Source organism: Candidatus Tisiphia endosymbiont of Nedyus quadrimaculatus (assembly GCF_964059235.1).
In the GTDB taxonomy this organism is placed as follows: domain Bacteria; phylum Pseudomonadota; class Alphaproteobacteria; order Rickettsiales; family Rickettsiaceae; genus Tisiphia.
Map to the genome: position 1 here is coordinate 404,402 of NZ_OZ060452.1, position 25,859 is coordinate 430,260.

At 32.1% G+C, this 25,859-nt stretch carries 24 protein-coding genes and 2 tRNA genes; 16 read left to right on the forward strand and 10 right to left on the reverse strand.

The features are described 5' to 3' along the window. Nucleotides 1-5 precede the first annotated feature (5 nt). From AB3211_RS02050 to AB3211_RS02080, 7 genes are all read left to right on the forward strand, one after another. The gene (locus AB3211_RS02050; RefSeq protein WP_367364514.1) at nucleotides 6-653 is read left to right on the forward strand and encodes a hypothetical protein; all 648 of its coding nucleotides are present in this window, start codon (nucleotides 6-8) and stop codon (nucleotides 651-653) included. Between the two features lie 264 nt (nucleotides 654-917). Further along, nucleotides 918-2,420, forward strand: coding sequence for an Npt1/Npt2 family nucleotide transporter (locus AB3211_RS02055; RefSeq protein WP_367364515.1), 1,503 nt, complete (start codon nucleotides 918-920; stop codon nucleotides 2,418-2,420). A 514-nt stretch (nucleotides 2,421-2,934) separates the two neighbouring features. Beyond that, nucleotides 2,935-3,010, forward strand: a tRNA-Phe gene (locus AB3211_RS02060). A 220-nt stretch (nucleotides 3,011-3,230) separates the two neighbouring features. Then, the gene (gene lpxD / locus AB3211_RS02065) at nucleotides 3,231-4,256 is read left to right on the forward strand and encodes a UDP-3-O-(3-hydroxymyristoyl)glucosamine N-acyltransferase (RefSeq protein WP_367364516.1); all 1,026 of its coding nucleotides are present in this window, start codon (nucleotides 3,231-3,233) and stop codon (nucleotides 4,254-4,256) included. Then, the gene (fabZ, locus tag AB3211_RS02070; RefSeq protein WP_367364517.1) at nucleotides 4,253-4,687 is read left to right on the forward strand and encodes a 3-hydroxyacyl-ACP dehydratase FabZ; all 435 of its coding nucleotides are present in this window, start codon (nucleotides 4,253-4,255) and stop codon (nucleotides 4,685-4,687) included. The genes lpxD and fabZ overlap by 4 nt, the downstream gene beginning before the upstream one ends. A gap of 2 nt (nucleotides 4,688-4,689) precedes the next feature. Continuing rightward, on the forward strand, nucleotides 4,690-5,508 hold the full coding sequence (gene lpxA / locus AB3211_RS02075) for an acyl-ACP--UDP-N-acetylglucosamine O-acyltransferase (protein ID WP_367364518.1): 819 nt from the start codon (nucleotides 4,690-4,692) through the stop codon (nucleotides 5,506-5,508). 1 nt (nucleotide 5,509) lies between these two features. After that, the gene (locus AB3211_RS02080; protein WP_367364519.1) at nucleotides 5,510-6,337 is read left to right on the forward strand and encodes an LpxI family protein; all 828 of its coding nucleotides are present in this window, start codon (nucleotides 5,510-5,512) and stop codon (nucleotides 6,335-6,337) included. Nucleotides 6,338-6,933: 596 nt separating this feature from the next. Here the strand turns inward: AB3211_RS02080 and AB3211_RS02085 are convergent. Further along, a complete protein-coding gene (locus tag AB3211_RS02085; protein WP_341757443.1) occupies nucleotides 6,934-7,161 on the reverse strand; it encodes a hypothetical protein in 228 nt (75 codons plus the stop codon). A 383-nt stretch (nucleotides 7,162-7,544) separates the two neighbouring features. On the opposite strand from AB3211_RS02085, the gene AB3211_RS02090 reads away from it, so the two are divergent. After that, entirely contained in the window at nucleotides 7,545-8,216 is a 672-nt protein-coding gene (locus tag AB3211_RS02090) for a helix-turn-helix domain-containing protein (protein WP_367364520.1), read from the forward strand. Nucleotides 8,217-8,240: 24 nt separating this feature from the next. Continuing rightward, on the forward strand, nucleotides 8,241-9,968 hold the full coding sequence (locus AB3211_RS02095; RefSeq protein WP_367364521.1) for a M24 family metallopeptidase: 1,728 nt from the start codon (nucleotides 8,241-8,243) through the stop codon (nucleotides 9,966-9,968). On the opposite strand, the gene AB3211_RS02100 is transcribed toward AB3211_RS02095, so the two are convergent. The 8 genes from AB3211_RS02100 to AB3211_RS02135 form a co-directional block, all read right to left on the reverse strand. After that, nucleotides 9,957-10,886, reverse strand: a complete 930-nt coding sequence (locus AB3211_RS02100; RefSeq protein ID WP_367364522.1) for an Rpn family recombination-promoting nuclease/putative transposase — start codon at nucleotides 10,884-10,886, stop codon at nucleotides 9,957-9,959. The genes AB3211_RS02095 and AB3211_RS02100 overlap by 12 nt on opposite strands. A 302-nt stretch (nucleotides 10,887-11,188) precedes the next feature. Further along, a complete protein-coding gene (locus AB3211_RS02105; protein WP_341753860.1) occupies nucleotides 11,189-11,950 on the reverse strand; it encodes an ABC transporter ATP-binding protein in 762 nt (253 codons plus the stop codon). Between the two features lie 295 nt (nucleotides 11,951-12,245). Further along, nucleotides 12,246-13,025: an MlaE family ABC transporter permease gene (locus tag AB3211_RS02110; protein WP_367364523.1), complete on the reverse strand. Its 780-nt coding sequence runs from the start codon at nucleotides 13,023-13,025 to the stop codon at nucleotides 12,246-12,248. Further along, nucleotides 13,015-14,115: an alanine racemase gene (locus AB3211_RS02115; RefSeq protein WP_341757448.1), complete on the reverse strand. Its 1,101-nt coding sequence runs from the start codon at nucleotides 14,113-14,115 to the stop codon at nucleotides 13,015-13,017. Before AB3211_RS02115 ends, AB3211_RS02110 begins: the two co-directional genes overlap by 11 nt. A 14-nt stretch (nucleotides 14,116-14,129) precedes the next feature. Continuing rightward, nucleotides 14,130-15,125 (reverse strand): ribose-phosphate diphosphokinase, encoded by a 996-nt coding sequence (locus AB3211_RS02120; protein WP_367364524.1) that lies wholly within the window; start codon nucleotides 15,123-15,125, stop codon nucleotides 14,130-14,132. A gap of 304 nt (nucleotides 15,126-15,429) precedes the next feature. Further along, a complete protein-coding gene (locus tag AB3211_RS02125; RefSeq protein WP_367364525.1) occupies nucleotides 15,430-16,011 on the reverse strand; it encodes a phospholipid-binding protein MlaC in 582 nt (193 codons plus the stop codon). A gap of 13 nt (nucleotides 16,012-16,024) precedes the next feature. After that, nucleotides 16,025-16,780 carry a VacJ family lipoprotein gene (locus AB3211_RS02130; protein ID WP_367364526.1) on the reverse strand — a complete coding sequence of 252 codons (756 nt, stop codon included), beginning with the start codon at nucleotides 16,778-16,780 and terminating at the stop codon, nucleotides 16,025-16,027. A gap of 7 nt (nucleotides 16,781-16,787) precedes the next feature. Continuing rightward, the gene (locus tag AB3211_RS02135; RefSeq protein ID WP_367364527.1) at nucleotides 16,788-17,810 is read right to left on the reverse strand and encodes an SAM-dependent methyltransferase; all 1,023 of its coding nucleotides are present in this window, start codon (nucleotides 17,808-17,810) and stop codon (nucleotides 16,788-16,790) included. A 239-nt stretch (nucleotides 17,811-18,049) separates the two neighbouring features. Here AB3211_RS02135 and AB3211_RS02140 point away from each other — a divergent pair, with 239 nt between their 5' ends. The 6 genes from AB3211_RS02140 to AB3211_RS02165 all read left to right on the forward strand — a co-directional run bounded on the left by AB3211_RS02140 (nucleotide 18,050) and on the right by AB3211_RS02165 (nucleotide 23,717). Next, nucleotides 18,050-19,252, forward strand: a complete 1,203-nt coding sequence (locus AB3211_RS02140) for a pyridoxal phosphate-dependent aminotransferase (RefSeq protein WP_367364528.1) — start codon at nucleotides 18,050-18,052, stop codon at nucleotides 19,250-19,252. A 50-nt stretch (nucleotides 19,253-19,302) separates the two neighbouring features. Continuing rightward, on the forward strand, nucleotides 19,303-19,881 hold the full coding sequence (locus tag AB3211_RS02145; RefSeq protein ID WP_341758766.1) for a lysophospholipid acyltransferase family protein: 579 nt from the start codon (nucleotides 19,303-19,305) through the stop codon (nucleotides 19,879-19,881). A gap of 8 nt (nucleotides 19,882-19,889) precedes the next feature. After that, nucleotides 19,890-21,176 (forward strand): lipid IV(A) 3-deoxy-D-manno-octulosonic acid transferase, encoded by a 1,287-nt coding sequence (waaA, locus tag AB3211_RS02150; protein ID WP_367364529.1) that lies wholly within the window; start codon nucleotides 19,890-19,892, stop codon nucleotides 21,174-21,176. A 4-nt stretch (nucleotides 21,177-21,180) separates the two neighbouring features. Further along, the gene (gene idi, locus AB3211_RS02155) at nucleotides 21,181-21,732 is read left to right on the forward strand and encodes an isopentenyl-diphosphate Delta-isomerase (RefSeq protein ID WP_367364530.1); all 552 of its coding nucleotides are present in this window, start codon (nucleotides 21,181-21,183) and stop codon (nucleotides 21,730-21,732) included. 40 nt (nucleotides 21,733-21,772) lie between these two features. Further along, nucleotides 21,773-21,848, forward strand: a tRNA-Ala gene (locus tag AB3211_RS02160). Between the two features lie 138 nt (nucleotides 21,849-21,986). After that, nucleotides 21,987-23,717, forward strand: a complete 1,731-nt coding sequence (locus AB3211_RS02165; protein WP_367364531.1) for a hypothetical protein — start codon at nucleotides 21,987-21,989, stop codon at nucleotides 23,715-23,717. Between the two features lie 2 nt (nucleotides 23,718-23,719). On the opposite strand, the gene AB3211_RS02170 is transcribed toward AB3211_RS02165, so the two are convergent. Beyond that, the gene (locus AB3211_RS02170) at nucleotides 23,720-24,517 is read right to left on the reverse strand and encodes a DNA adenine methylase (protein WP_367364532.1); all 798 of its coding nucleotides are present in this window, start codon (nucleotides 24,515-24,517) and stop codon (nucleotides 23,720-23,722) included. 384 nt (nucleotides 24,518-24,901) lie between these two features. On the opposite strand from AB3211_RS02170, the gene AB3211_RS02175 reads away from it, so the two are divergent. Next, nucleotides 24,902-25,837 carry a sensor histidine kinase gene (locus AB3211_RS02175; protein WP_367364533.1) on the forward strand — a complete coding sequence of 312 codons (936 nt, stop codon included), beginning with the start codon at nucleotides 24,902-24,904 and terminating at the stop codon, nucleotides 25,835-25,837. Nucleotides 25,838-25,859: the final 22 nt, after the last annotated feature.

Below are 25,859 nucleotides of genomic sequence, written 5' to 3' on the forward strand. Positions count from 1 at the left end.
TCAACATGGCAAAATCAAGAAAAAAGGCAGGAGAAGAAAAATATACAGCTGAAAATTTTTATAAATTAGGAATATATTATAGCAAAAAGGCAGTTTCATTAGAATTTGATAATGGACAACAGGAAAATATAAATGATAACTGGAGTAAGGCTGCAAAAAGTTTTTGGCTATCTTTGTGCTTAGGCAATGTAAAAGCTGCTTTTGCCTTTTTTAATTGCCGTTGCCATGTTTGTAGCAATGAGAAAGAAGATGTCGAGATAAAAACTCTAATGTATGGAGCAGCCTTACAGCTTACACCCAAAAAATGTACTGAAATGCTGCCTAAATACCGAGTAGAAGTTCCTGAGTCTATGCAGGTTATAATAGATGAGTTTGTAGCAGTAGTGAGAAAAGCTCAATCTGATATTCATGCTGAAGGAGTGAATATAGAAATAGTAAATAGTCAAATAGCTAAATGCAGCAATCTCATTAAATTACACAGCAAGTTAACGCCTAATTGTTTACCAACATCTGCATACGAGGAGGCTGAAGCTTCTTATTCCTATAATGGCGAAGTTAATCTTGGATATCAGAGTAGTGTTAGTGATGATACTGTTAGTACCTCTTCGACATATGTGTCACTACTAGGAGAAGAAGTACAAAGCCAAAACTAGAGTGTACACTCCTGGGTTCTAATGTTGGTAGATATTTTAGATCCCAGCTTTCGCAGGGGATCAGTTCTATTATTATGCCTAAAACCTTCTCGGGTTAGTTAGACTAAATATACGCCTAGTTCTCTTGTTATTTATTTTCAAATCCATTCTTGAAAGCATATGGGTATAATAATTAGACCTATCTAGCAAAAAATAATCATTTCGTTTGACTTTTCTTGTATATATCTGTATAAGTCCACTGACTTGTAATGATAATCAAATAGTATGAATAAGGTGGAAAATAATAGTTATTTCTCAGAAATGAGAAGAGTAGTTTGGCCAATTGAAGGGCATGAAAATAAGAAATTTTTGCCGATGGCGGCTATGATGTTTTGTATTTTGCTCAACTATTCCACTCTTAGATCGATAAAAGATGGATTTGTGGTAACAGCTATTGGTCCTGAAGCAATAAGTTTTGTAAAAACCTATGTTGTTTTACCAATGGCAGTACTATTTATGGTTGCTTACGTAAAGCTTTGTGATGTGTTAAAACAAGAAAATGTTTTTTATGCTGTAACTAGTTTTTTTCTTGCATATTTTATCCTATTCACTTTTGTCTTATATCCTTACCCAGAGTTAGTGCATCCTAATCCCGAAACAATCGATGCATTGAGTAATGAATATCCAAATTTTAAGTGGTTCATTAGGGTAGTTGGTAAGTGGAGCTTTGCAATCTTTTATGCTATATCAGAACTTTGGGGAAGTATGATGCTTAGCTTATTATTTTGGCAATTTGCTAACCAAATTACTAAGACTGAAGAGGCAAAGCGTTTTTATTCTATGTTTGGTATGTTAGCGAATTTATCTTTACCAGTCACTGCATTAATACTTGGCTATTTTTTAAGCAAAGAAACTCAAATAGTTTCAGAAGAACTGAAATTTACGCCGCTACTTGTTATTATGATGAGTAGTGCTGTAGTTATCATGTTGTTATATAGATGGATGAATCAGCATGTTTTAACCGATCCTACTTTATATGACTCAACAAGTAAAGCAACCAAGAAAGGCAAGGTTAAGTTATCTCTCATAGAAAGCTTCAAAATGATTTTTAGCTCAAAATATTTAGGACTTATTGCCTTACTAATTATATGTTATGGTGTGTCAGTAAATCTTGTAGAAGGTGTATGGAAATCAAAAATTCAGCAGCTATATCCAACTAAAGAAGAATATACCATGTATATGGGGCAATTTCAGGCTTGGCAGGGTGTTACAGCTATATTGTTTATGATTATTGGCAGTAATATTCTAAGAAGGGTTTCTTGGTTCACAGCCGCTATGATTACTCCTTTGATGATGTTAATTACGGGAGTTGCTTTTTTTGCCTTTATTTTCTTTGATAGTACTATCGCGATGTATATTACTGGTTTATTCACTTCTGGACCTTTAGCAGTAGCAGTGATGATTGGCATGATTCAAAATATTTTAAGTAAGGCAACAAAATACTCACTATTTGACGCTACTAAAAATATGGCATATATTCCTCTTGATAAAGATCTTAGAACTAAAGGTCAAGCGGCGGTAGAAGTTATAGGTGGTAGGTTCGGTAAATCTGGAGGTGGTATTATCCAGTCAACATTCTTTATCTTGCTCCCTGCTTTTACCTTCACTGAAGCTACACCTTATTTTGCTGGCGTGTTTTTTGTTATTGTAATATTGTGGCTATACGCGATCAAAGCACTTAATAAGGAATATAAAGTTCAGATATCTGATGTCAAATCCGAAAGTTAGTTGTAACGAAGTTAGATTGATGCAGTATTTGCCCAACGTGGATCAAAAACGCCAACATAAGTAATAGTGTTTACAGGAGCAAAAACGATGTCATCCTAGCTTTCGCGTACTAGTGTCCGGTTTAAGTCGGTTGTCATCTAAAACTAGAGCATGCGTCATCCTGAACTTGTTTCAGGATCTAGGAAATCAAGTAGTTAGCGTAAATTATCGTAAGTAACCTGAATTCGACATTAATTATTATTCTAAGCACCTTCGATGTCACCCCTGCGTAGGCAGGGGTCTAAAAAAATAGCCAAGAAAACTATTTAGACTTTTCTAGCCCCCTGCTTGGGGTAACATTGAAGGGGAATCAGAGAGAATGTAGTGCTATTTGTCTAGATAAAAATTATATACTCTTTATCATTTAAAAAATTATATGGACAAAGTTTTTTTAATTAGTTATAAGAAACTCTGCCTTGAATCTTTAGCTGTAGTCAATTGATTTGAGTTTATTACACAATAGGTCTGTTTATACGGCTAGATAGCTCAGTTGGTAGAGCAAAGGACTGAAAATCCTTGTGTCGCCGGTTCGATTCCGGCTCTGGCCACCATCTCTATGATAAATCTCTTATCGTATACTTTATGAAATATCTAGATTGTATAATAACTATTATACAATCATGAACAATATTCTGAAATACAAATTACGCGAACTCGGGATAAGAATTAACTAATTCTTATCCCGAACTGGGGTAAATTATTGTAAGAAAACTTGAGTATTTTCTAACTAGTGTTTATACTGTGGTCATTATTTTGTAAAATTAAATAACCATGATAAACTCACGTTTTTATAAGAAATCTGCTCCTTATAAATTATCAGAAATTGTAAAATTAATAGATACTGAGATAGTATACTCAAATGATTTGTTAATCCATAATGTTAAGTCATTAGAAGAGGCTAATGTTGGTGATATAAGTTTTTTAATTCATAACAAATATATTATTCAATTCCAAAACACTAAAGCTTCGTGCTGCATAGTCCCAGAGAATTTTTTGCACGAATCTAATAATGGAACAATTTTATTAAAAACAAAAAATCCGTATTTTGCTTATGCAAAATTAGTAGATTTGTTTTATAGTAAAGCAAAAACTTATCCTAACAAAATTATGCCATCTGCTTATATTTCAGATTCTGCCACTATAGGAAGTAATTGTTATATAGGGCATAACGTTGTTATTGAAGATCATGTTATAATAGGAGATAATTGCATTATAGAATCTGGGACGAGTATAGATTTTGGAGTAGTAATAGGTAATAGAGCATTAATATACTCAAATGTTTCAGTAAGTTACAGTATAATAGGTGATGATGTGGTAATATTAGCGGGAGCGAGAATTGGACAAGATGGATTCGGTTTTGCAACAGATAAAGGAATTCATAAGAAAATTTTGCATACTGGTATGGTAAAAATAGGTAATAATGTTGAAATAGGTAGTAATACTACTATTGATAGAGGATCGATAAATGATACAGTAATAGAAGATTTTTGTAGAATAGATAACTTAGTGCAGATAGGACATAATGCTATAATAGGACGGGGGTCAGTTATTGTTGCCCAAGCAGGTATAGCAGGTAGTACTAAGGTAGGAGCATATTGTGCTTTAGGGGGGCAGTCAGGCATATCCGGACATATAGTACTAGGCGATAAAGTCCAAGTAGCAGCCCAATCTGGCGTGATAAAAGATGTTGAACTAGGAACTACAGTTGGTGGATATCCTGCAGTACCAATTAGAGATTGGCATAAACAATCAGTAATTATGAAGCAACTTGTAAACAAAAAAACGGGATATAGATGACAATTAATATTAGAGAAATAATGGAAATGCTACCTCATCGTTATCCATTTTTATTAATAGATAAGGTGCTAGAATTTAAACTTAATGAGTCTATTGTTGGTATCAAGAATGTTACTTTTAACGAGCCGCAATTTACTGGTCATTTTCCCACAAAACCAGTAATGCCTGGTGTGCTAATTATTGAGGCTATGGCTCAACTATCTGCTATTTTAGTAGCCAAATCAATGGACTTCAAAGATAAAGATGTTTTCTTTATGACTATTGAAGAGGCAAAATTTCGTAAAGTTGTTGAGCCAGGTGATACATTACATATTTATGCTAAAATAGAACAAAATAGAGGCTCTGTTTGGAAATTTTCAAGTGACAGCAAAGTCAATGATCAGATAGTTGCAGAGAGCAAATTTACTGCAATGGTTAAAAATAGGAATTAACAATGACCTTATCAGCTATACACGCAACTGCCATGGTAGATTCAAAGGCTTCGATTGGTGCAAATGTCAGAATCGGTCCTTTTTGTACTGTTGGGTCGGATGTGGTTTTGGCGGATAATATTGAGTTAAAATCACACGTAGTTATAGAGGGCAAAACAAAAATTGGTGCTAATACAGTTATATATCCATTTGCTTCCATTGGTCAGTCCCCTCAAATAGTTAAGTATGAGGGAGAAAAGTCAGAGGTTATCATAGGCAGTAATAATACTATTAGAGAATATGTAACTATTCAAGCTGGTAGTAAAGGTGGTGGTATGGTTACCTCTGTAGGTAATAATGGTTTATTTATGGTTGGAGTACATATAGCACATGATTGCATCGTAGGAAATAATGTAATTTTTGCAAACTATGCTAGCCTAGGTGGTCACGTTAAAGTTGATGATTATGCCATTATAGGAGGGCTTTCTGCTGTTCTGCAATTCGTACGTATAGGACAACATTCGATGGTGGGGGGTATGTCTGCAGTGAGCAAAGATGTGATTCCATTTGGAGTAGTTACAAATGAAAGGGCATTTCTTGAAGGAATAAACTTAGTTGGGATGAAAAGACGTGGCTTTGATAATCAGGAAACGCTTGATACTATAAAAGCCGTAGATGAGATTTTTATTGGCGAAGGTATTTTTACTGATAGAATTGAGATAGTTTTAAAGCAATATAAAGGTAATCCTATTGTAGAACAAATTATCGCTTTTATAAAACAGGATCTTACTAGAGCATTTTGTCAGCCAAGACAAGTTGAGCATGATAAGGTAAGTAGGTAAAATGTTGCAAATATACCCTTTAAAGCAAAAGAGTATAATTGGAATTATAGCAGGAAATGGCTTACTGCCAATTTCACTCGCCAATAGTTTCATTAAGCAAGGCGGGCAATGTTATATCGCAGCTTTGGAGGGAGAAGCAAATCCGGTATTGTATAAGGATTTTACCCACCAATTTTTTAAAATCGGTATGGTTAAGCCAATAATTGAATATTTTCGTAAGTATGATGTAAAAAATATAATTCTTGCTGGTGGTGTAAATCGTCCTAATTTGCGATCAATTAAAGTAGATTTAATGGGATCAAGGTTACTTGCACGCATATTGAGACAAAAATTTTTAGGAGATGATAAACTTCTTAGTATAGTGACAGATTTCCTAGAAGAGAAAGGGTTTAAAGCAGTTTCTAGTTATGAAATATTAAGAACAAATAATGATGTTATGACCATAGCTGTTCCATCTAGAATAGATAATACAGATATCGAACTGGGGATAAAGCTATTAGATAGTATCGGATGTCTTGATGTAGGACAGTCAGTAATTGTTGATAATGGGTATATTATAGGTATTGAGGCGGCTGAGGGTACAGATAATTTAATAGAAAGATGTTCATATTTACGTAAAAATTCTACAGGTGGTGTACTTATTAAAATGATGAAGAAAGGCCAAGATACTAGAATTGATATACCTACAATAGGAGCAAAGACAATAAGTAACTTAGCTAATTATGGTTATAAAGGATTAGCCATACAGAAAGATAAAGTGATTATTTTAGAGATAGAAAGAACTATTGACCTCGCTAATGAATGCGGACTTTTTATTAAACTTACTTAGTGTATCTAAAGAATTAAGGCAATAGATTTTATCTTACAGCCCCTACTTTCGCAGGAGTTGTAAGATAAAACTATGAAATGAAAAAAGTAAGTAAATTATTGTCATTGCTAATGCAAGGTTTAGAGACTACTATTTGAAACCAGCAAAGACTTGATAAAAATTTAAACCTATATTTATTTAAATTTTTATCAAGTCGTGGTTTATTGCGAATGTTAAGCCTAGAGATTTATTTGTTAACTCTCTAACCAACTTGATTTTTTTATTTTAAACTTTTTTTTAATTTTTTAAAAATCATAGTTGATGACACCCTAGGCTATTAAACCGATGTCTTATATCGAACTCAGGTTCAGGTTATAATAGGTATCTTTTTCTGTCACAATAATACCCGTTAACTTTTTATCATCCTTTAAAACCTTAGCTAGTTCCGAATCAAACACGTTCACTGTAAGCACTGTTCCTTTTAAGGAACTATTAGACTTAGATTTTAAATATTCTTCGATTTTAGTGCATTTTATGAACGTGTCGAACGGTGAATGTAACATAAAGTCTAGCTTTCCGTCTTCCAATTTTAAGTTTGTAAATTTAATAAGTACTGGCTAAAAGTTTTTCTGCAAAAAAAGTATGGTTAAAAACCATATAGTAATCAAACATATCCAAAGTCCACCTCTAATGTCATATGTACGCTTGATTAGGATTTTTAGAGCATCTTCAGTCTTCTTAGCTTCTCTTATACACTCTGATCTCATGGCAATTATGTAACCTGATATAGTCATAATCTTGCTATATAGTTGTTTTAGATCTTTATCATTAAGATCATTTTGCATAAAACCCTCTTACTATGATTGTAGGTAAAATATTCCTATTCATTATTAGATAGGGTAGTTGAGGTTGCATTTTTAAAAATAAAGTTGCTAAATAAGCAAGAATAAATTTGATTACTGAGCAAATATTGTATATATTCATAAGGCATTTCCTTTTATGATTGAGGTTTTGTGCTTAACTAACATTTAGTATTATTTCGTTTTTATTCAACTTACCTATATTTAGTAGTTGAATTTATGTACTAAATAGTTTTAGTTTTTAAAGTTTATCTTACTAAATAATTCCTTGGTTCATTTAGTAAGATAAACAACTTTACTGTGACAATTTTTTATTGTCAAGAAAAAACCGTTTTTCACGGATCAATTTTATAAAAAAAATATTTACAATGGGCTGGATTGAAAATATAAAAGAATTCCTTGGGAATAAAATGGAAGAAAAACAACTAAAGGCAAGTGATCTTGCTGCACTTGCAGGCATTCCTCCGACTACTATGAGAGGGATGTTGGGTAATCGACGTCCTGAAATAAAAAACATAATCAAACTTGCAAATTATTTTGACTGCTCTATTGATGAAGTGCTAGGTAGAAAGGAATTTGAGCCTCAAGAAAAACAAGAATATATGCAACTATCTCCAGAAGCATTAAGTGCTAATTTGAAGGGCTTTATCACCGAGAAGATGAACAAAAACCAAATGACTCAATACGAATTAGGATCAAAAATTGGTCGTAGTGAAGACACCCTTCGTCCTTTTTTAAGAGAAGATGATAATAACCAAAAAATGCTAAGTACCGAAGCGGTTATAGCTATTTCTGATTATTTTAAAGCTCCTATTGATGGAATGCTAGGTAGAACTTCGCAGCTTGGAAGAGAGAAACAGGTAGACAGATCTTTAGGTAACTTAAAAACATTGAGTCCTGAAGTTCTAAAAGCCGCTCAACTTATTGGGAAATCCATTGCAAGTGATATATCACCTAAGGATCTGACTACAGATAATGTTGCTCCCAGCCAGGTGAGTTCTTTAATTAAGAAATCACCTAATAGCAGCAGAGGAAGATAAATCTTTTTTATCGATGATAATTTAATGCAAGAACGTATTAGCAATATTAGAGTCCTTTTTGCTAAGTATAAAATAGATGCCTATATAGTACCGTCTAATGATCAATATCTTAGCGAGTATGTTCATGAAAGTGCTAAACGACTGCAATATATGACTAACTTTAGTGGGTCAAACGGTATTGTGGTGATCTGCAAAAATAATGTTATATTTTTCACAGATGGTCGTTATCTAGAACAAAGTAAGCGTGAACTAGATCCAAAAATTTTTGAGATTTTTGATATTAAAGATTTACCCTATTTTCCTTGGGATGATTATTTAGGTAATGATGGTATATTGGGGTATGATGCGAAACTCTTCACTAATGTTAAGTTAAAAATATTTTCTAAAATAAAGCCTCGTTTACATAAGGTATCTAATAATTTAGTAGATCAAATTTGGCGTAATAGGCCGGCTGAGCCATCATCAAAAATATATATTTATGATGATAAGTTTGCTGGTCAATCGTATAGTGATAAAATTACCATGTGCCGTAATCTACTCACTAAATATTCTGCAGATACCATGATTGTTACTGCAGCAGATTCAATATGCTGGTTATTAAATCTCAGAGCAAGTGACATTCCATATTCACCATTGATGCTTGGTATAGTCCTAATCACTAAGGATCAACTATATTTATTTACTAATCCAAATAGGGTGGATCAAGATATTATACTTGCTCGTCCTCATATAACTATCTTACCTTCAGCACAATTTGCTGATATATTGAGTCAAGCTAATAAAGTCCTAATTGACGAAAACTTCACTTCAAATTATATCATAGATTTGCTAAGCACTAAGATAATAGAAAAAATTAATGATCCTTGTCAATTAGCTAAAGCCCGTAAAAACGATATTGAAATTAACCATGCAATTAATTTCCATATTAAGGATGCGGTGGCACTATGCGAATTCTTTGCATATTTATTCGAACTACCAAATTTACAAGATCAAACTGAATATGATTTAGGAGCAATATTAACAGGGTTTAGATTTAAACAAGATCAATATGTTATGGATAGCTTCCCGACTATATGTGGCTTTAAGGAAAATAGTGCTATAATTCATTACCGAGCAACAAACACGGGGGCAAAGAAAATCTTAGGTAAAGGCATATTATTAATTGATTCTGGTGGTCAATATAACGGTTGTACTACTGATGTAACTAGGACTCTTGCTATAGGTGGATACCCTACAAAAGAACAAAAATTACGTTACACTCAAGTTCTTAAGGGGCATATTGCTTTGTCGATGATTAAGTTTCCAGTTAATCTTATTACTGGAGCTAATTTAGATGTTCTAGCTCGGCAGTTTTTATGGAGAGATGGGCAAGATTACCCACATGGTACAGGTCATGGTGTTGGTAGCTTCTTAAGTGTTCATGAAGGACCACAAAATATTAGTTTACGCAGTAACGTTATTCTAGAACCTAGTATGATTGTATCCAATGAGCCGGGTTATTATAAAACGAACGAATTTGGCATTAGAATAGAAAATCTGATGTATGTCAAAAATACTTTACAGGATAAAAATTATCTAGAGTTTGACACTCTCACCCTTGTTCCTTATGCAAAAGATTTAATAGATCGCAGAATGCTAAACGCAGATGAGATAAATTATATAGAACAATACTATCAAAAAATCAAACAACAAGTTTATCCTCTACTTTCAATTAGTGGACAAAAATGGTTAAGTAATCAATTACTTTTCTAGCTTATTGATTTCTTCAATACTCAAACCGGTAATCTTTGCTATATACTCAGACGTCATATTTTCTTTAAGTAAAATTTTAGCTATAGCTATAGCTTTTTTCTTTTCACCTCTAGCCTCGCCTCTAGCCTCGCCTCTAGCCTCACCTCTAGTTTCAGCAGCTTTTTCAGCTTGTTCGATTTTGAACTGCTCTACTGCTAGATTATCTAGTTGGGTTTTGGTTATATGATCATAGGTATTTAGCTCTTCTTCTGACCAAGAAGCTTGGTCTATTGCTTGGAAAGCTCTTTTAATAATAATATCGTGACCAATTAAATGCTCCATTTCTATTAAAGTACTATGATGGGCATGTTTAAAGAAATACATCCATTTTTCCTCAATAGTTTCTAGTTGGTCAATGGTTTTATGGAATTTCTGCAGTTCAGCAAAGATAAAGTAAAAATCCTTGAGATCATGTTCATAAGTCTTGTTATCCAACATTCGATGTGTTGATTTCCAATCTTTCTTATCTGGGAACATGATGAAATCGGCAATAGCTAGGAATATCACCCCTTTTAGTTTAGCATATACTGCTAACTTCTTATGATTTTTATCTTCTTTAAGTATCTGCTGTGAATAGGCTTTAGCTGCATAAAATTGAGCTCTTTTCTCAAAGCCCTTATGTTCGCTAACCTGCATTTCAACAATTACTTGTGTGCCATTCTGATCTTTACACAAAACATCGACAATAGATTGCCGATATACAGCAATTACAGGATCTTGGATGGTTTTAAGAAAACTAACCTCAATAATTTGATCCTTTCCCTGATATCCTAAAATATCATTAAGGAAGTGAATTAATATATCTTTATTTTTCTCTGTACCAAAGATTTGCTTAAAGCAAAAATCATTTTTTGGATCAAGAAAACGGGAAATAGCCATAATAAATAACTTAAATTATATAATACTCATTAGTAGTATAGCAAAAAAACTCTCAAGCACTAAGTAATATTCGATAATTTTTTAAAGCTATCGATAAATAATGCTTATACCAAGAAGCTACCTAAAAGACATATTTTATAACTTATACATTAGTTAGTCAATTAAAAATATACCTAAAATTGAAATAATTATAACATTTTTTCAATTTTCAAAAAACTTGGTTCAGAAACTCATTAGGTTCTATGAAGGTTGTTATTTAATTTTGTAGATTTAGTTGACTTGCTATTATTGAATACACCATACTAAATCTCAATTGGTCCAGTAGTTAAACCATTAACAAATTGTTGCAAGTAAGGATTATCACTATTTTTTATCTCATCTTTTTTACCAAACCATAAAATCTTCCCTTTATAAATCATAGCAACCTCTTTAGCTATCATATAAGCACTATTCATATCATGAGTTATGGTGATGGTAGTAGCCTTTAGCTCCTCTTGAACTTTAATTATTAATTCATTGATAACATTAGCCATTATAGGGTCAAGACCGGTAGTTGGTTCATCAAGGAAAAGAATCAATGGATCGCCACAAATAGCCCTAGCTAAAGATACTCGCTTTTGCATACCTCCGGAAAGCTCAGATGGATAAAGACCCAGTATTTTTGTAGACAAACCTACAGAATTAAGTTTAGATGCAGCTAACTCCTCTTTATTTTTTGGAGATAATTTATATAGTTTTTCAGTAAAGAATGTAATATTATCTTGAACAGTTAAAGAATCAAAAAGAGCTCCCCCCTGAAATAGAAACCCCATGGTTTCCATCATTTTAAATCTATCTTTACTTGAAATATTTACAGTCTCCACTTCATCAATAACTATACTACCTTCATCAGCCTGCATTAAACCAACTATAGTCTTTATTAACACTGATTTACCAGTTCCTGATCCCCCAAGAATTACTATTGAACTATTACGCTTTATATCTAAGTCTATACCATCAAGTACCTTATGATCGCCAAAAGATTTATATAATGAGCGTATTTTTATTTTTGATTCGTTATCCATAATCTATTCTAATATACACGTCATACCCCAATTCGGGATAAGAATTAGTTAATTCTTATCCCGAATGGGCTTTTATATAAGGAAAAATGCATTCTGAAAGCGGCTAACGCGAATGCATTTTAAACCTTTCTAAAGCTAAAAACATGATTTTAAAAGATTAAAATCATGTTTTTAGCAAAATATTAATTTAACAATCAGATGCAGAGCCGTTTCAAATCTGATTGTTTCTATAATTTCACCGAATTTGGGATAAGAATTGACAAATTCTTATCCCGAATTCGCGTGTCATCGAGTCTTATACTTTAAAAAACAACTCTGTTATCAAGTAATTACTGATTAGAATAAGAACTGAAGAATTTACTACCGCAGAAGTTGTACTCGTCCCAACTCCTTTTGCTCCTGTACCTGAATAGTAACCACTATAACAACTTACTATTGAGATAATAAAACCAAACACTGCTGCTTTTACCAAACCAGAAATGACATCTATTGGTTCTAAAAACTTAAAGCTATTCGTTATATAATTAAAGCTATTAAAATCAAGCTTATAAACACTTACCAAATAACCACCCATTACTCCTAATATATCACCTATTAATACTAAACATGGTAACGTAATAACTGCGGCTAGTACTCTTGGAAAAACTAAATATTTTATGGGATCAGTTGACAAAGTATAAAGCGCATCTATTTGTTCAGTCACTCTCATAGTAGCTATTTCAGCAGCAATTGATGCACCAACCCTACCAGCAACCATAAGACCAGCAAGAACTGGTCCAAGCTCTCTAGTTATTGACAGAACTACCACCGTAGCTATTGAACTTTCAGCCGAAAAACGAGAAAAACCTGTATAGCTTTGTAATGCCAGCACAGCACCAGAAAAGAAGGTAGTCATAGCTACAACTGGTAGGGAATAAAAACCTATAGACAATAACTGTTTTAACACTAAGTTGTAGTATAAAGGTCTCTTAAAAATACTAGTGACTCCCGCAATAGTAAATAGAGAAAAAGCCCCTATAGTCCTTGCAAAACTAATAGTATGTTTACCTAATAAATTAACGGTATCAAGAATCATTTTTGTATACTCTCTTATATCTGCTACCTAGTAGAGTGAGAATTTCATAACCAATGGTATTTATTATATTCGCTATTTTATCTAAAGTACAATAATTCCCTATAATTTCAGCTTGTTGTCCTAGAAAAATTTTGTTTGGTGGTAGTTCAGTAACATCAATAGTAATTGAATCCATTGATACCCTGCCAACTACAGGAGCTGAATGCGAATCAATAACTACTACCCCACAATTGCTAAAAGCCCGGGGATAGCCATCAGCATAACCAAGAGGCAAGGTAGCAATTAGCCTATTACTATTTGTTTTAAAGGTCATATTGTAACCAATGTAACTTTCCGGTGGTAATTCTTGCAATTGTATTATTGGAGCAGTCAGTCTTATTGGATTATGCATCGGATTTTCCAAGGCATTTCCCAAAGGATTAAGTCCATATAATGCTGCACCAGGACGTATTAAGTCAAAATGATATTCTTGTCCTAGAAATATACTACTAGAGTTAGCTAGACTAGCTTTGACTTTTGGGAAATATTTTAAATAACGCTTAAACTTTTTTAATTGTTGTAAATTATAAGGATCATCAACTATTTCAGATGTAGATAAATGACTTATAATATACTGCAATTCAAGACCAACTAATAGATCGGGTTTGTCTATTATATGTTGCATTTCTGTGTCGAGCATTCCTAAGCGATTCATACCAGTATCAACATGGATTGTACAGCGTAGCACTTCTTTTTTAAGAGTAGCAAATTTTTGCCAAATTTCAACTTGCTCTAAACTATTAAGCACAGGAATTAAATTACTATTCCTAAATTCCTCAACATCATTGCTAAATACACCATTAAACACAAAGATATTAGATTTTTGCCCCAATACTTTACGTAATGATATTCCTTCATCAACTGAGGTTACAAAAAAACTTTGACAATTCTCCATCTGTAAGGCTGGTGCGATAGCATCAGCACCAAGTCCATAGCTGTTAGCCTTTACCACGGAAGCAATCTCTGAAGTTTTACAAATTTTAGAAATAATACGATAATTAGCACGAATTTTTGCTAAGTCTATTTCAAGTGTACATTTATCAGTATGCATAAAGTTCTAAATTCTCATAATCTTACAGATTTTTGTAATGCTGCTATAATAATTGGAGCAACCGATATTACATGGAACTTAGATGGTAAATCAGTAGTTTCTATTGTATCAGTTATATATACGTTCATTACATCAGAATTCAGAATATTTTCTTTAGACATTCTAGAAAGCACTGGGTGAGTTATAAAAGCATTGACAGATAAAGCTCCTACTTCCATTAATAGCTTAGCTCCCTTACAAAGGGTTTCGCCACTATCAACAATATCATCAATTAATATACAATGCTTGCCGGAAACGTTACCTATTATTTCTGACATTTGACATTTATCATGAGACCTCTTGATATCTCTACTTTTATTAATAACAGCTATATTCATGTTAAAAAGCCTATTCACATCACGTACACGTACAAAACCACCAACATCTGGAGATACAATAATAGAATTATTATAAGTTTCAATAATCGGAGCAAATAAACTTATTGGATCAAGATTTTGTACTGGAATTTTAAAAAAACCCTCTAATTGCTGTGAATGCAAATCGACAGTTATTACATGATCAACACCAGCAACTTCCAGCATATTCGCTACAAGACGGCTCGATACTGGAGTAAAACTACAAGATCTACGATCTTGGCGGCTATAACCAAAATACGGTATAACTGCAGTTACTTGTGAAGCTCCCGCTCTTTTTACCGTATCAACTAATAATAAAAGTTCCATCAAGTGGTTATTGGCTGGTCTAGAAGTAGATTGTACTATAACAACATCACACTTATGCATATCTTCAAGGATTTCCACCCTTGTTTCAGCATCATCGAAAGTTGTAATATAAGTTTCGACATATTTACAATTTAGTTCCTCAGCTAAACATCTAGCTAATTTTTTATGACTAAGACCTGCAAGAATTTTCATGCTAATTATAATAATTGGTTTAAGTTTTTGTAGTATACAATAATTATAATTTGCACTAAGTGTTTTATGAAAAATATTTTTATTATTTCTATTCAAGTTGTCGTCTATTACTCGATAATCAAGTTTTTTCTAAGGCATACAATTCATGGTAGTTTATGTCATCCGAGCTGCGGCAGGGATCTCAAAAACCTTTACGTCTAAGGTGTTTTTGTATTTTTAGATTCCCGCCGTTGCTGAGAATGACATCTTCTCGACTTCTTTTCATGACTTTTAAACTACCATGAATTGTATGCCTTAGAAAAAACTTGATTATCGAGTATTAGCTATGACACGCTTCATGGATTGCCACGCTCACGTAAGTTCGCTCGCAATGACGTATAAGTATACGTCTTTTAAAAAATCACGACTTTTTCATCAATTCATCTATTAACTTATCAAAACCGCTATTACTGAGAATATTCATGAACTCTGACTGTTGAGAATTGATAAGACTAACACCTTCTGTAATAACATCTGAGACTTTTAAATTAGTTTTATCGCTTGCATTCTTTACTTGACGTACTAAGTAATTTACTTTAGCAGTTCCTATTAACATTTCTACCATAAACTCTCCTTCATCAAGAACACGCACTTGTTGAACTTTAGGTTCTTGACCCTGGTAATTCTTTACTAAATCAGCATAAGACTTGCTTACATAATTACTGTAAACTTCTGTGAATTGTTTAATTTGTTCAGGAGTTAGAGTTCTTCTGTAAACACCAAGGGTAAATTTAGCCATCCAATTTAGATCTAAGTTAGCTAAAATTAGCTTTTTACTTTTAGCAATTTTAGCGTCTTGATTTAAACTCTCATCTTTAAATACGTCTAGCCCATCTTTTATTAGCTGATTAACATAATTATCAATCACCTTGTTATCAGTAGTAGCACAGTAGGCTGACAAAGACAGGAAACTTAAAATTAAATAAACAATAATTTTTTTCATAATTTTGCATTTTTTAATTAGGTTTAGGGCATTTAAATTGCTTAGGATAGCAAATTACAGATTCACGATTTTGATGCGTAGCTGATCTTACAGCTATGTAAGGATCAGTAGAACTACATCCTATATAGTCAGTAAACGGTAATAATCCTAACCTAGTATTTATAAGTTGTACACCAGAAACTATGATTTCAAAATCTCTATGTACCGCGTACATTATAGGATTTAAGTAACTATTTGTAAATATAGCATCTGTACTATCTCTTGCATTAGTACCACCAAGAAATGGTATGACTAAATATGGTCCAGGACCAACTCCATAGTGGGCGAAAGTACTACCCAAAGTTTGTTTAGTAACTTTCAATCCAATTTTATCTGCTACATCAAATAACCCACCTATACCAAACGTAGCATTAATTAAAAATCTCCATAGACTTTTCATAGTTTGATCATAATTCATCTGTAAGCCATAATTGACAACAGTCAAAGGCATACTAACGTTATCTAGAAAACTACTCACTCTAGCCCTAGTATAATTATTACTAATTCGTTTATAGCCTATAGTAATAGGTCGTAAGAACAGATAGTCTAAAACAGAATTAAAGGCAAAGATTTTACGATTTAGTTTCTCATAAGGGTCATAGACTTGAGTACACCCCTTACCTTCATTATAAACATACCTAAAATCTTCATCATCTTGAGTATTTTGAGTACTTGCTATTGCAGTTATACTAGAAAAATTAATTAACAATAGTAATATAAATTGCTTCATGGCGTCATTAATGGTTTTTCTTACAAATCACCATATAGTATTTATCATTTTTTTCTAGAGCTAATTCTTCACTATTTAATATGGTAAACTTAGTTTGACCTAAAGCTTTCTTAATATCTGCTATAGTAAAAATAAATCCTTTTCTCTTTAACGAAAGGTTTGTGACGTTATCTATTGGTAAACAAAATGCAAAATACCCTAATGCATTGACTATAGAATAAATAGAATTAAAGTAATCTAATAGGTTTTTAGTAAAAGAAAGAGAGTTAAAACTTAGTACTACATCATATTTATTAGAGTCATGTTTAATAAAATCCGATATTGAAATTTCTAATAACTGATCATAAATATTGCCATATACGGTAACAAGCTTATTCATAATTTCTGAATTTTCAACACCGGTAAAAGTAAAGCCATCAGGAAAACGCTTTTTCACTTCATAACCCACTAAACCTATATTACTACCTAGCTCCAAAATATGGTAATTATCAGGTAAGTCTGTTATGTTATTCATAGTTGTGCTTACAAAACTGTAAGGTAGGTATAGTTTATTATTACTACGAAATTTATTGCCATAATATTCAGCGGTAAGATTTCTATATTGATGCCAAATTTGCGGTGGAATCTCTGACAAATTATTATAATTTTGTAGAAAAGATTCTAACCTTACTTGATCAGCTTCAAAAGCTTTTTGTAGATGATACAAAGCTTTTTCATAATTATTTTTTAAGAAATATGTCCAACCAAGCCAATAATTAGCTTGATGGTCGTTAGGAGAAAAAATTTTATCAACCAATTTGAGCCTTAGTATAGCGTCATTTAAGTTATTTTTATACAAATGTTCTATACCAAGATTAAAATTAGTTTCTTTTAAGTGTGTTACCTTATATTTTACATCGACAAAATAATTGATACACGTAAAGATTTTCTCCCTATACCAAGATGGAAAATTTTTACTACAATGATAATATAATTTTATTTTGTCTTTTATTGAGCCGTAACTGTTACGAATAATTTTGCTGCCGAACATAAATTGCTATGAATTTGATTTTGTAAACATATATTCATCATATAATAACATATATATCAAATGACACTAATACTTATAGTAATAAATTATATAAAATAAATCATATTGTACTATTTTGCTTTCAATAATTGTTTTTTTTTAACAACATAGTATAATACACCCCAATTCGGGATAAGAATTAGTTAATTCTTATCCCGAATTTGCGTAATACGAAAATAATTATAAGGTTCTACAGAATCATGTCACTTATTGCTAAACGCTTAGATCTAATAAAACCATCGCCAACTTTAGCTTTAGTCAAAAAAACATTTGAACTAAAAAAGCTAGGTAGAGATATCATCTCTCTTGGGGCTGGTGAACCTGACTTTGACACACCCAATAATATCAAAGAGGCTGCAATTAAAGCACTGCGAGATGGTTTCACAAAATATACAAATGTTGATGGTACTTTGGAGATTAAACAAGCAGTACAGACTAAATTCAAGTATGAAAATAATTTAGATTATGATCTAGATGAGATAATAGTATCAAGCGGTGGTAAACAAGTAATCTATAATTTATTTATGGCTTCCCTTAACCAAGGGGACGAAGTAATTATTCCCAGTCCTTACTGGGTCTCATACCCAGACATGGTAATGTTAGCTAAGGGAATTCCGGTATTTGTTAACTGTGGCATTGACAGCAATTTTAAGCTTACTGTTGAAGCTCTAGAGCAAGTAATTACCCAAAAAACTAAATGGTTAATTATTAACTCACCGAGTAATCCAACAGGGGCTGCATACTCTTACCAAGAGCTAGAAGATATTGCTGAATTACTACGCAAATATCCTAATGTAAATATTATGTCAGATGATATTTACGAGCATATTATTTTTGATGATTTTAAATTTTATACTTTTGCCCAAGTAGCAGCGGATTTAAAAGATCGAATATTTACTGTTAATGGTGTATCAAAAGCTTATTCTATGACAGGATGGCGTATAGGATATGGGGCTGGACCTAAATCATTAATTAAGGCAATGACTATTATTCAGTCACAAAGTACTTCTAACCCCTGTTCTATAAGCCAAATGGCAGCTATTGAAGCTTTAACTGGCACTCAAGATTTTATTAGACCTAATGCAAAAAACTTTCAAGAAAAACGTGATTTAACATTATCAATCCTAAGTGATACCAAGGGTATTAGTTGCGATAAACCAGCAGGGGCATTTTATCTATTTCCTAAATGCAATGAATTATTTGGTCTTAAAACCCCTTCTAGTAAAATTATCACAGGTAGTAACGACTTTGGAGAATATCTGCTTGAAGAATGTAACGTTGCGGTTATTCCTGGTATTGCATTTGGTCTAGAAGGTTATTTTAGAATTTCATACGCAACTTCGATAAACAATTTGGAGCAAGCATGCTCGCGTATAAAGAATGCTTGTAATCAATTAACGTGATAAAAAAAATCCTTAAAAAAAACAATTTTGTACTTAGTGTAGTTACTAAGATGCTGTATACTTATTTGAGAGTGGTTTATTTTACCTGTCGTTGGCAATTTGTCTTTTCAGATAATTACAATAAACAGGAATTTTTAGCACAAAAAGGGGTAATTTTTGCTTTTTGGCATAATAGGCTGGCTTTCGGTCCAGGAATATTTGCTGGTCATAAAGATATTTATGCTCTTATTTCCCCTCATCGAGATGGCAGAATAATTAGTGATATAGTAGGTAAATTTGGCTTTGGGGTAATAAATGGTTCTAGTAATAAGAATCCTGTATCAGCTTTAAAAATAATTATCAAAAAGTTACATAACGGTAGTAATATAGTAATTACACCAGATGGTCCACGTGGACCTATTTATAAAATAAATAGTAATATTAACAAAGTTGCTCAAAAATATAATATAAAATTGATACCAGTTTCTTGTAGTGCTTCTAGATATTTTTTACTCAAAAGTTGGGATAAACTGATTATGCCTCTACCTTTTGGTAAAATAACAGCTTTTATAGGCTTACCACTAGCTTTTGTAGGAAATGAAAACCAGGACAATATTAATTTAGCACAAGCATTAACAGGGTTGAAGTAAATCTATCTATGATCTATTTATACCATGTCTTAAGTTTTCTACTTCTTCCAGTGTATTTTTTTTTATTAGTATTAAGAGTTATTATTGGCAAAGAAGATGTAAAACGTATTAAGGAACGTTTTGCTATTTTCCATGCACATACTAAACGAAATGAAACTTTAGTTTGGATACATGCAGCCAGTATAGGGGAATCTCTTATAGCTCTTACCTTAGTTGAAAATATCAATAATCTTTGGTTAAAAAGAACTATGCCAAAAACCTCCTTAAAGTTTTTGGTTACTTCGGGAACTAGATCTTCTGGAAAAATATTACAACAAAAACTACCGAAAAATGCCATTCATCAATTCATTCCTATAGACAATATTATTTTTGTTAAAAAGTTTTTTAGAAATTGGCAACCAAACCTAGGAATTTTTGTTGAATCAGAGTTATGGCCATGTCTCATTAGTGAAGGGGCAAAACATTGTAAACTATTATTATTGAATGCACGTATTTCTGATAAATCATTTGAATCATGGAAAAAAATAAGTTCATTTTTTAGGTTAGTTATCGCTAACTTCAGTGAAATTATTGTGCAAAGTAACCGTGATTTCCAAAAATTTACGCAACTTGGTGTGACAAATATAGTTAATTTAGGTAACATTAAATTTGCCAACAAGAAATTACCTGTAAATGAACAAGAGTTAACAATTTTTACACAACATATGAGTGGTAAAAGAGTTGTTGTATTTGCTAGCACCCACCTAGACGATGAGGTAGTAGTACTTAATATTATAAAACCAATAAAACAGCGACACCCAGATTGCTATTTTATTCTAATTCCACGCCATCCTGAGCGTAAGAATGATATAGGAAAAGCGTGTACTCAATTAAATTTAACTTATAGTATCAGGTCCGAACAAAATATACCTATTCTAACTGACGATCTTTACATTGTTGATAAATTTGGCGAACTTGGATTGTTTTTTAGCATAGCCTATATCTCATTCATTGGCGGTTCATTTAAACAAGGAGGACATAACGTACTTGAACCAGCATATTTTGCTAATTATATTATATTTGGGCCAGATATGAGTAATATTGCTAATATTGCTAATGAAATGCTTACTAATAAAGCTGCTACTCAAATTCGAGATGAAAGCGATTTGCTGAATAAGATTGAGTATCTTCTGTCTAAAACTGGTACTCAGGAAGCTGAAATTTATCAGGCTAATGCTTTGGAATTTGTCAATAAAAACCAACAAATTTTAGGTAATTATTTAAATATTATAGAAAAACACTTAGTGGAGAATTAATGTTATGTTATATTCGAAACATGTTGTATTAGTTGATGAACAAGATAATATCCTTGGAATAGAGGATAAGTTAAACGCTCATAATTCTAATACTCCATTGCACAGGGGATTTTCTGTATTTCTTTTCAATAGCAAAAAAGAATTTTTGATACAAAAAAGAAGTTTACTTAAAAAAACTTGGGGTGGATTTTGGTCAAATAGTTTCTGCGGACATCCACAAATTAACGAAACTTATGAACAAGCAATTTATAGACATGCAAAATTTGAATTAGGTTTAGTAAGCCTACAGAGAGTAGATCTTATTGCTAATTATCGCTATAAATTTGCTATAAATAATATTGTAGAAAATGAAATATGCCCAATATATTTGGCTTTATCAGATGATATCATAAAAATAAATGAACAAGAAATAGCAGAAGTAAAGTTACTTAAATGGGTAGACTTTAAGTTATATATGGAAAAACACCAAACAAAATTTTCCCCTTGGTGCATCGAAGAGTTCGAGATATTAGAAAATAATGAAATATTCAAAAAATTTATGGATTCAGCTCTGTAACTATAGTATAAAGCTGGACTAATGATATAAAGTATTTTTAGGGGTCATAGCTCAGTTGGTAGAGCGTTTGAATGGCATTCAAAAGGTCGGGGGTTCGATTCCCCCTGTCTCCACCAGATACCTCCAACCTTCTCATAATTTTCTACTTTCCTCGTAAATATCCTTATGCTGCTTATATGCTGCTAATAATTTCAAAAATGGTATCTTAATTGCTCTATTACCTCGTTTAAACCTGATGTTTAAGTTGAGGTATTATGCACACTATATGCTGCTCTTTTTTTCCTGCCTGTTCTACTACTGGTAGTGATGTTGGTAATAATTCTACTATCTTTTACCATTTTGTTGGTAATTTTGTGCCACCTGAATGGCGGGGTCTTTCTTCCAGTAATGGTAAAGTTTTAAGTAAAACTGCTAAGCAACTCCTATCATTAATCGTATTTCGCTTGCAAATCTATCATAATAATAGCATAGATGAACTCCAGGAAACTTATAACTTTTTTGAACAGTCTTTAGGAGTTTGCCAAGAACGGGTTAGACAATGTTTGATGGAGTTGCAGAAAGCTGGCTTTATTGATCTTCGTAAAGCAACCATAGTCAAATATGGCATTAAGTGTCGTAATGTCCCTTGTATTAAACTGGCAAGAATTTTCCAACCTCATTCTCGAAAAATTTCTAGTGAAAATGAAAAAATTTTAGACTCAACTCAAAAAAACTTTGGGGCTAACCCCAAAGAATTTTTGCCTCAACCCCAAAAAAGTTTGGATCACTCTATATATATAGATAATAATAAAAATATATCTAATAAATCTAGATATGGCAAATCTGAAATTTTTCAAAATGAAAAAAATCAAGTTGATGCTAATGAAATTGATAAAAACCAGCAATTACCACAACAAAAGATTGAGCCAATTTTACAATTTGCACAAGAATTATCAGATGAAGCACAAGTTGATAATACTAATACATCTGCTGAAAATCCTATGAGAGATGCCTTGCCACTCAGTAGAACATTACAAAAAGTTGTTCAGCAAGTCTCACAGAAACGTCAGTCAGTAATAGAGTCAAATTGTTCCAATAGTTCATGCATTCCAGTTGTAAACCATAAAAATAGCTGGTTCAGAAGAAAAAGATTAGCTGATTTTTATCCTTTAACTCAAGAAGATGCCGATTTATTGCAGATTAAATCAAATCGAGAATTTAACTTAGACTTTATCAATAAGTTGCTATTAAAGCTAGCTGGGGAATATTCAAATCATCATTTTGGTCATAAGAAAGTGTTGTTGAGCTATATGGTTAAAGCTTTAAGCAATGAACTACGAGAAACTACTAAAGCTAATTCTAGTAATTTCCAGTTTAAATCTAGTGATGACAATAAAACTAAAGAGCAGTATCTACAGAAAATAGAATATAGTACTGATACTAGCCGACAAGCTCAATTAAAACGTAAAATTTCTAGTGTTTTTGATACTGATACAGCTTATCAGTTGTTAACTTCTTGTACATTTGGTAAAGTTCTAGAAGAGCAATTTCAGGTTAAGTTATTAAAAGATATTTCCTTATCAGAACATGTTAAAACTAAAATATTACAGCAAGTACAAATGGTATATGGTAATAAAATAACAAAGTTACAAATTATGCCATGTAAGCGATCTATATCAACAACACAAGGAAATAATACTAAAGATGAAAATTATGCCTATTTGCTTGAGCTAAGTAAACAATTAAATCCTGATTCATTATGGTATAAAGCTAGAAAATTTTTAATTGAACGATACAATAAATATGTTGATATCGCTACCTTTAGTAAATTAATAGTGGTAAAAGAAGATAACATCAATAAAAAAGTAACTCTTAAACCCACTTCAGCTTTTTATGATTATTACATTAGAGATCGTCATATGCAAGATTTAAAAGCCGCCTTGCAAGCTCAAAATTGTAGCTTAGAATTAATTAGCTGGAATGATAATTACAATATTATTAATTAAAACTAATAATTTGTAATTATTACCTCATAAGAGGTTTTTCTTTGCTGTGGCATGGAATAGGTGACCTGGATAGTATTAATGTTAAAATCTTGGTACAAGTTTCTAATAAAAGCTGTATCACTATTAGAGATAATAAATTTAACACCTTGATTATCTAGCTCCTTAGCAAAATCTCTTAGTCTCATTTGGTCTTGTTCATCAAATGGCAATCTAGTATAAAATTTCTCACCAGATTGGTGATAAGGTGGATCGAAATAGACAAAGTCATTTTTCTGCGGTTCAATAAAAGAAAAATCTATAGCACAAATAGATGTATTAGATAACAGCCTGCTACATTGTTGTAATTTAGTAGTAATGTCAGATTTATGATAGTTTCTACTAGAAAAGCTTTGAGCTGGCTCACCATTGATATTGACACGATATATTCCTTTAAAGGAATATCTATTAAGATAGATAAATCTTGCAGTAATTTTATTAGGATTATTACTATTATTATCACTTCTAACTTGATAATAATAGTCTTTGCAATGATTTGCTTGATGTGAATCAAGTAACTTACTTATTGCTTGTGGATTCTTTTTAACCGCATTATAAGACGTCACTAAGTCAAGATTAATATCAGATAGATAGCATTTATTAAACATGTGTCGTACTTGGAAAAATAATGCACCACCGCCAAGAAATGGTTCATAATAATTACTTACTCCTGAAGGAATATGTTTAATTAATTGATCAACAATTTTTCTTTTACCACCAACCCATTGGATGAATGGTTGGGTTTTTTCTATAGTTACTGACATAAAGTTATTTATTAAATATTCTATTATTAGATTATATCTAAAATAGGCTTAAATGCCAGATAATACTGTAGTTTCAGGTCTTTTTTAGTATTATTATTAGTATAATAAACACTATTATTCTGTTTATTTTTATAATTAAGAATTGCTTTTATTAATTAGCACAATCTAAGTGTCTCATTTGTGCAGCTCTGTATCAGATTGGACAAAAATCTGTTAAAGACTTGGCAAATCCTCTGTACTGTCAAGAATTATGGTGATATCTGTGTGAATGATGCTGCTAATTAAGGCACGTATCAAGCTCAGAGGTTAAATTAAAACGACAAAATTTTAACACTTTAACCTCTAGCTTTCTATTCCCATCACTGAAAACAGTAGAGGTATGCTATGACAATTAACAATGAAAATCAACAACAAGATAACAATAAAATAGAAAATTCTACAGAAAAAAACTGGATTTTACATCTAGCTCCAACAACTGTCACATTAATACCATCCGATCAAGCTTGCCAAATGATAGCTCCACAAGGAAATTATGCGGACATTATTAGATATAAAGAAATACAACTAGAATTGCAAGAAGCTCAAAATAAACTAAAAATAGATGAATTAATGAGAATAGATTTAATTCGCAATATTGGTTATAGCATAGAAGTGCCTTGCAGTGGGATGTTTGCCCTAATAACCGTTCTTTATGAAGTAGAGCAAGACACAGAGAGAAAGCATTATCTCAAAACTATAGTAGATTGTGCTGAAATATTACTTGATTATTCGCATCATGTTCTAGCCTTTTTAAGGCAGAATGCTGCAGTACCAACGATAACTCTAGAAAAATTTAACATAAAAGAATTAGTCAATAAAACGATCACTAAAGCTAAGCCAGCTGAGATAAGTAAAGGCTTAAATCTTTCCTGTAATTTTCAATATGATATGGCAGATTATATCATTGGCGATCATTCTAGATTGCAGGCAGTATTGGATCAATTAGTGGGTAATGCTATTAAATTTACTAAAGAAGGTCATGTTATTGTGACAGTTGGTTTATTCCCACCTTTAAATGGCACAAATAATGCACGAGATAAGATGTTACAAATTATTGTGCATGATACAGGGGTTGGTATTGTTGAGGGAAAACAGCGAGATATGAGGAAAGAATTAGATGATGCAAATACAATTGCTAAATATAATAAGGGATTAGGCTTAGGACTAACGTTTGTCAAACAAATTATTAATGAAATGGATGGTGAGATTACAATAACCAGCAAAGAGGCTAAGAGTACAACTATTACCTGTCAAGTACCGGTGAAATTGTTAGCTAATTAATTAGCAGCAAATCCCGGAATGT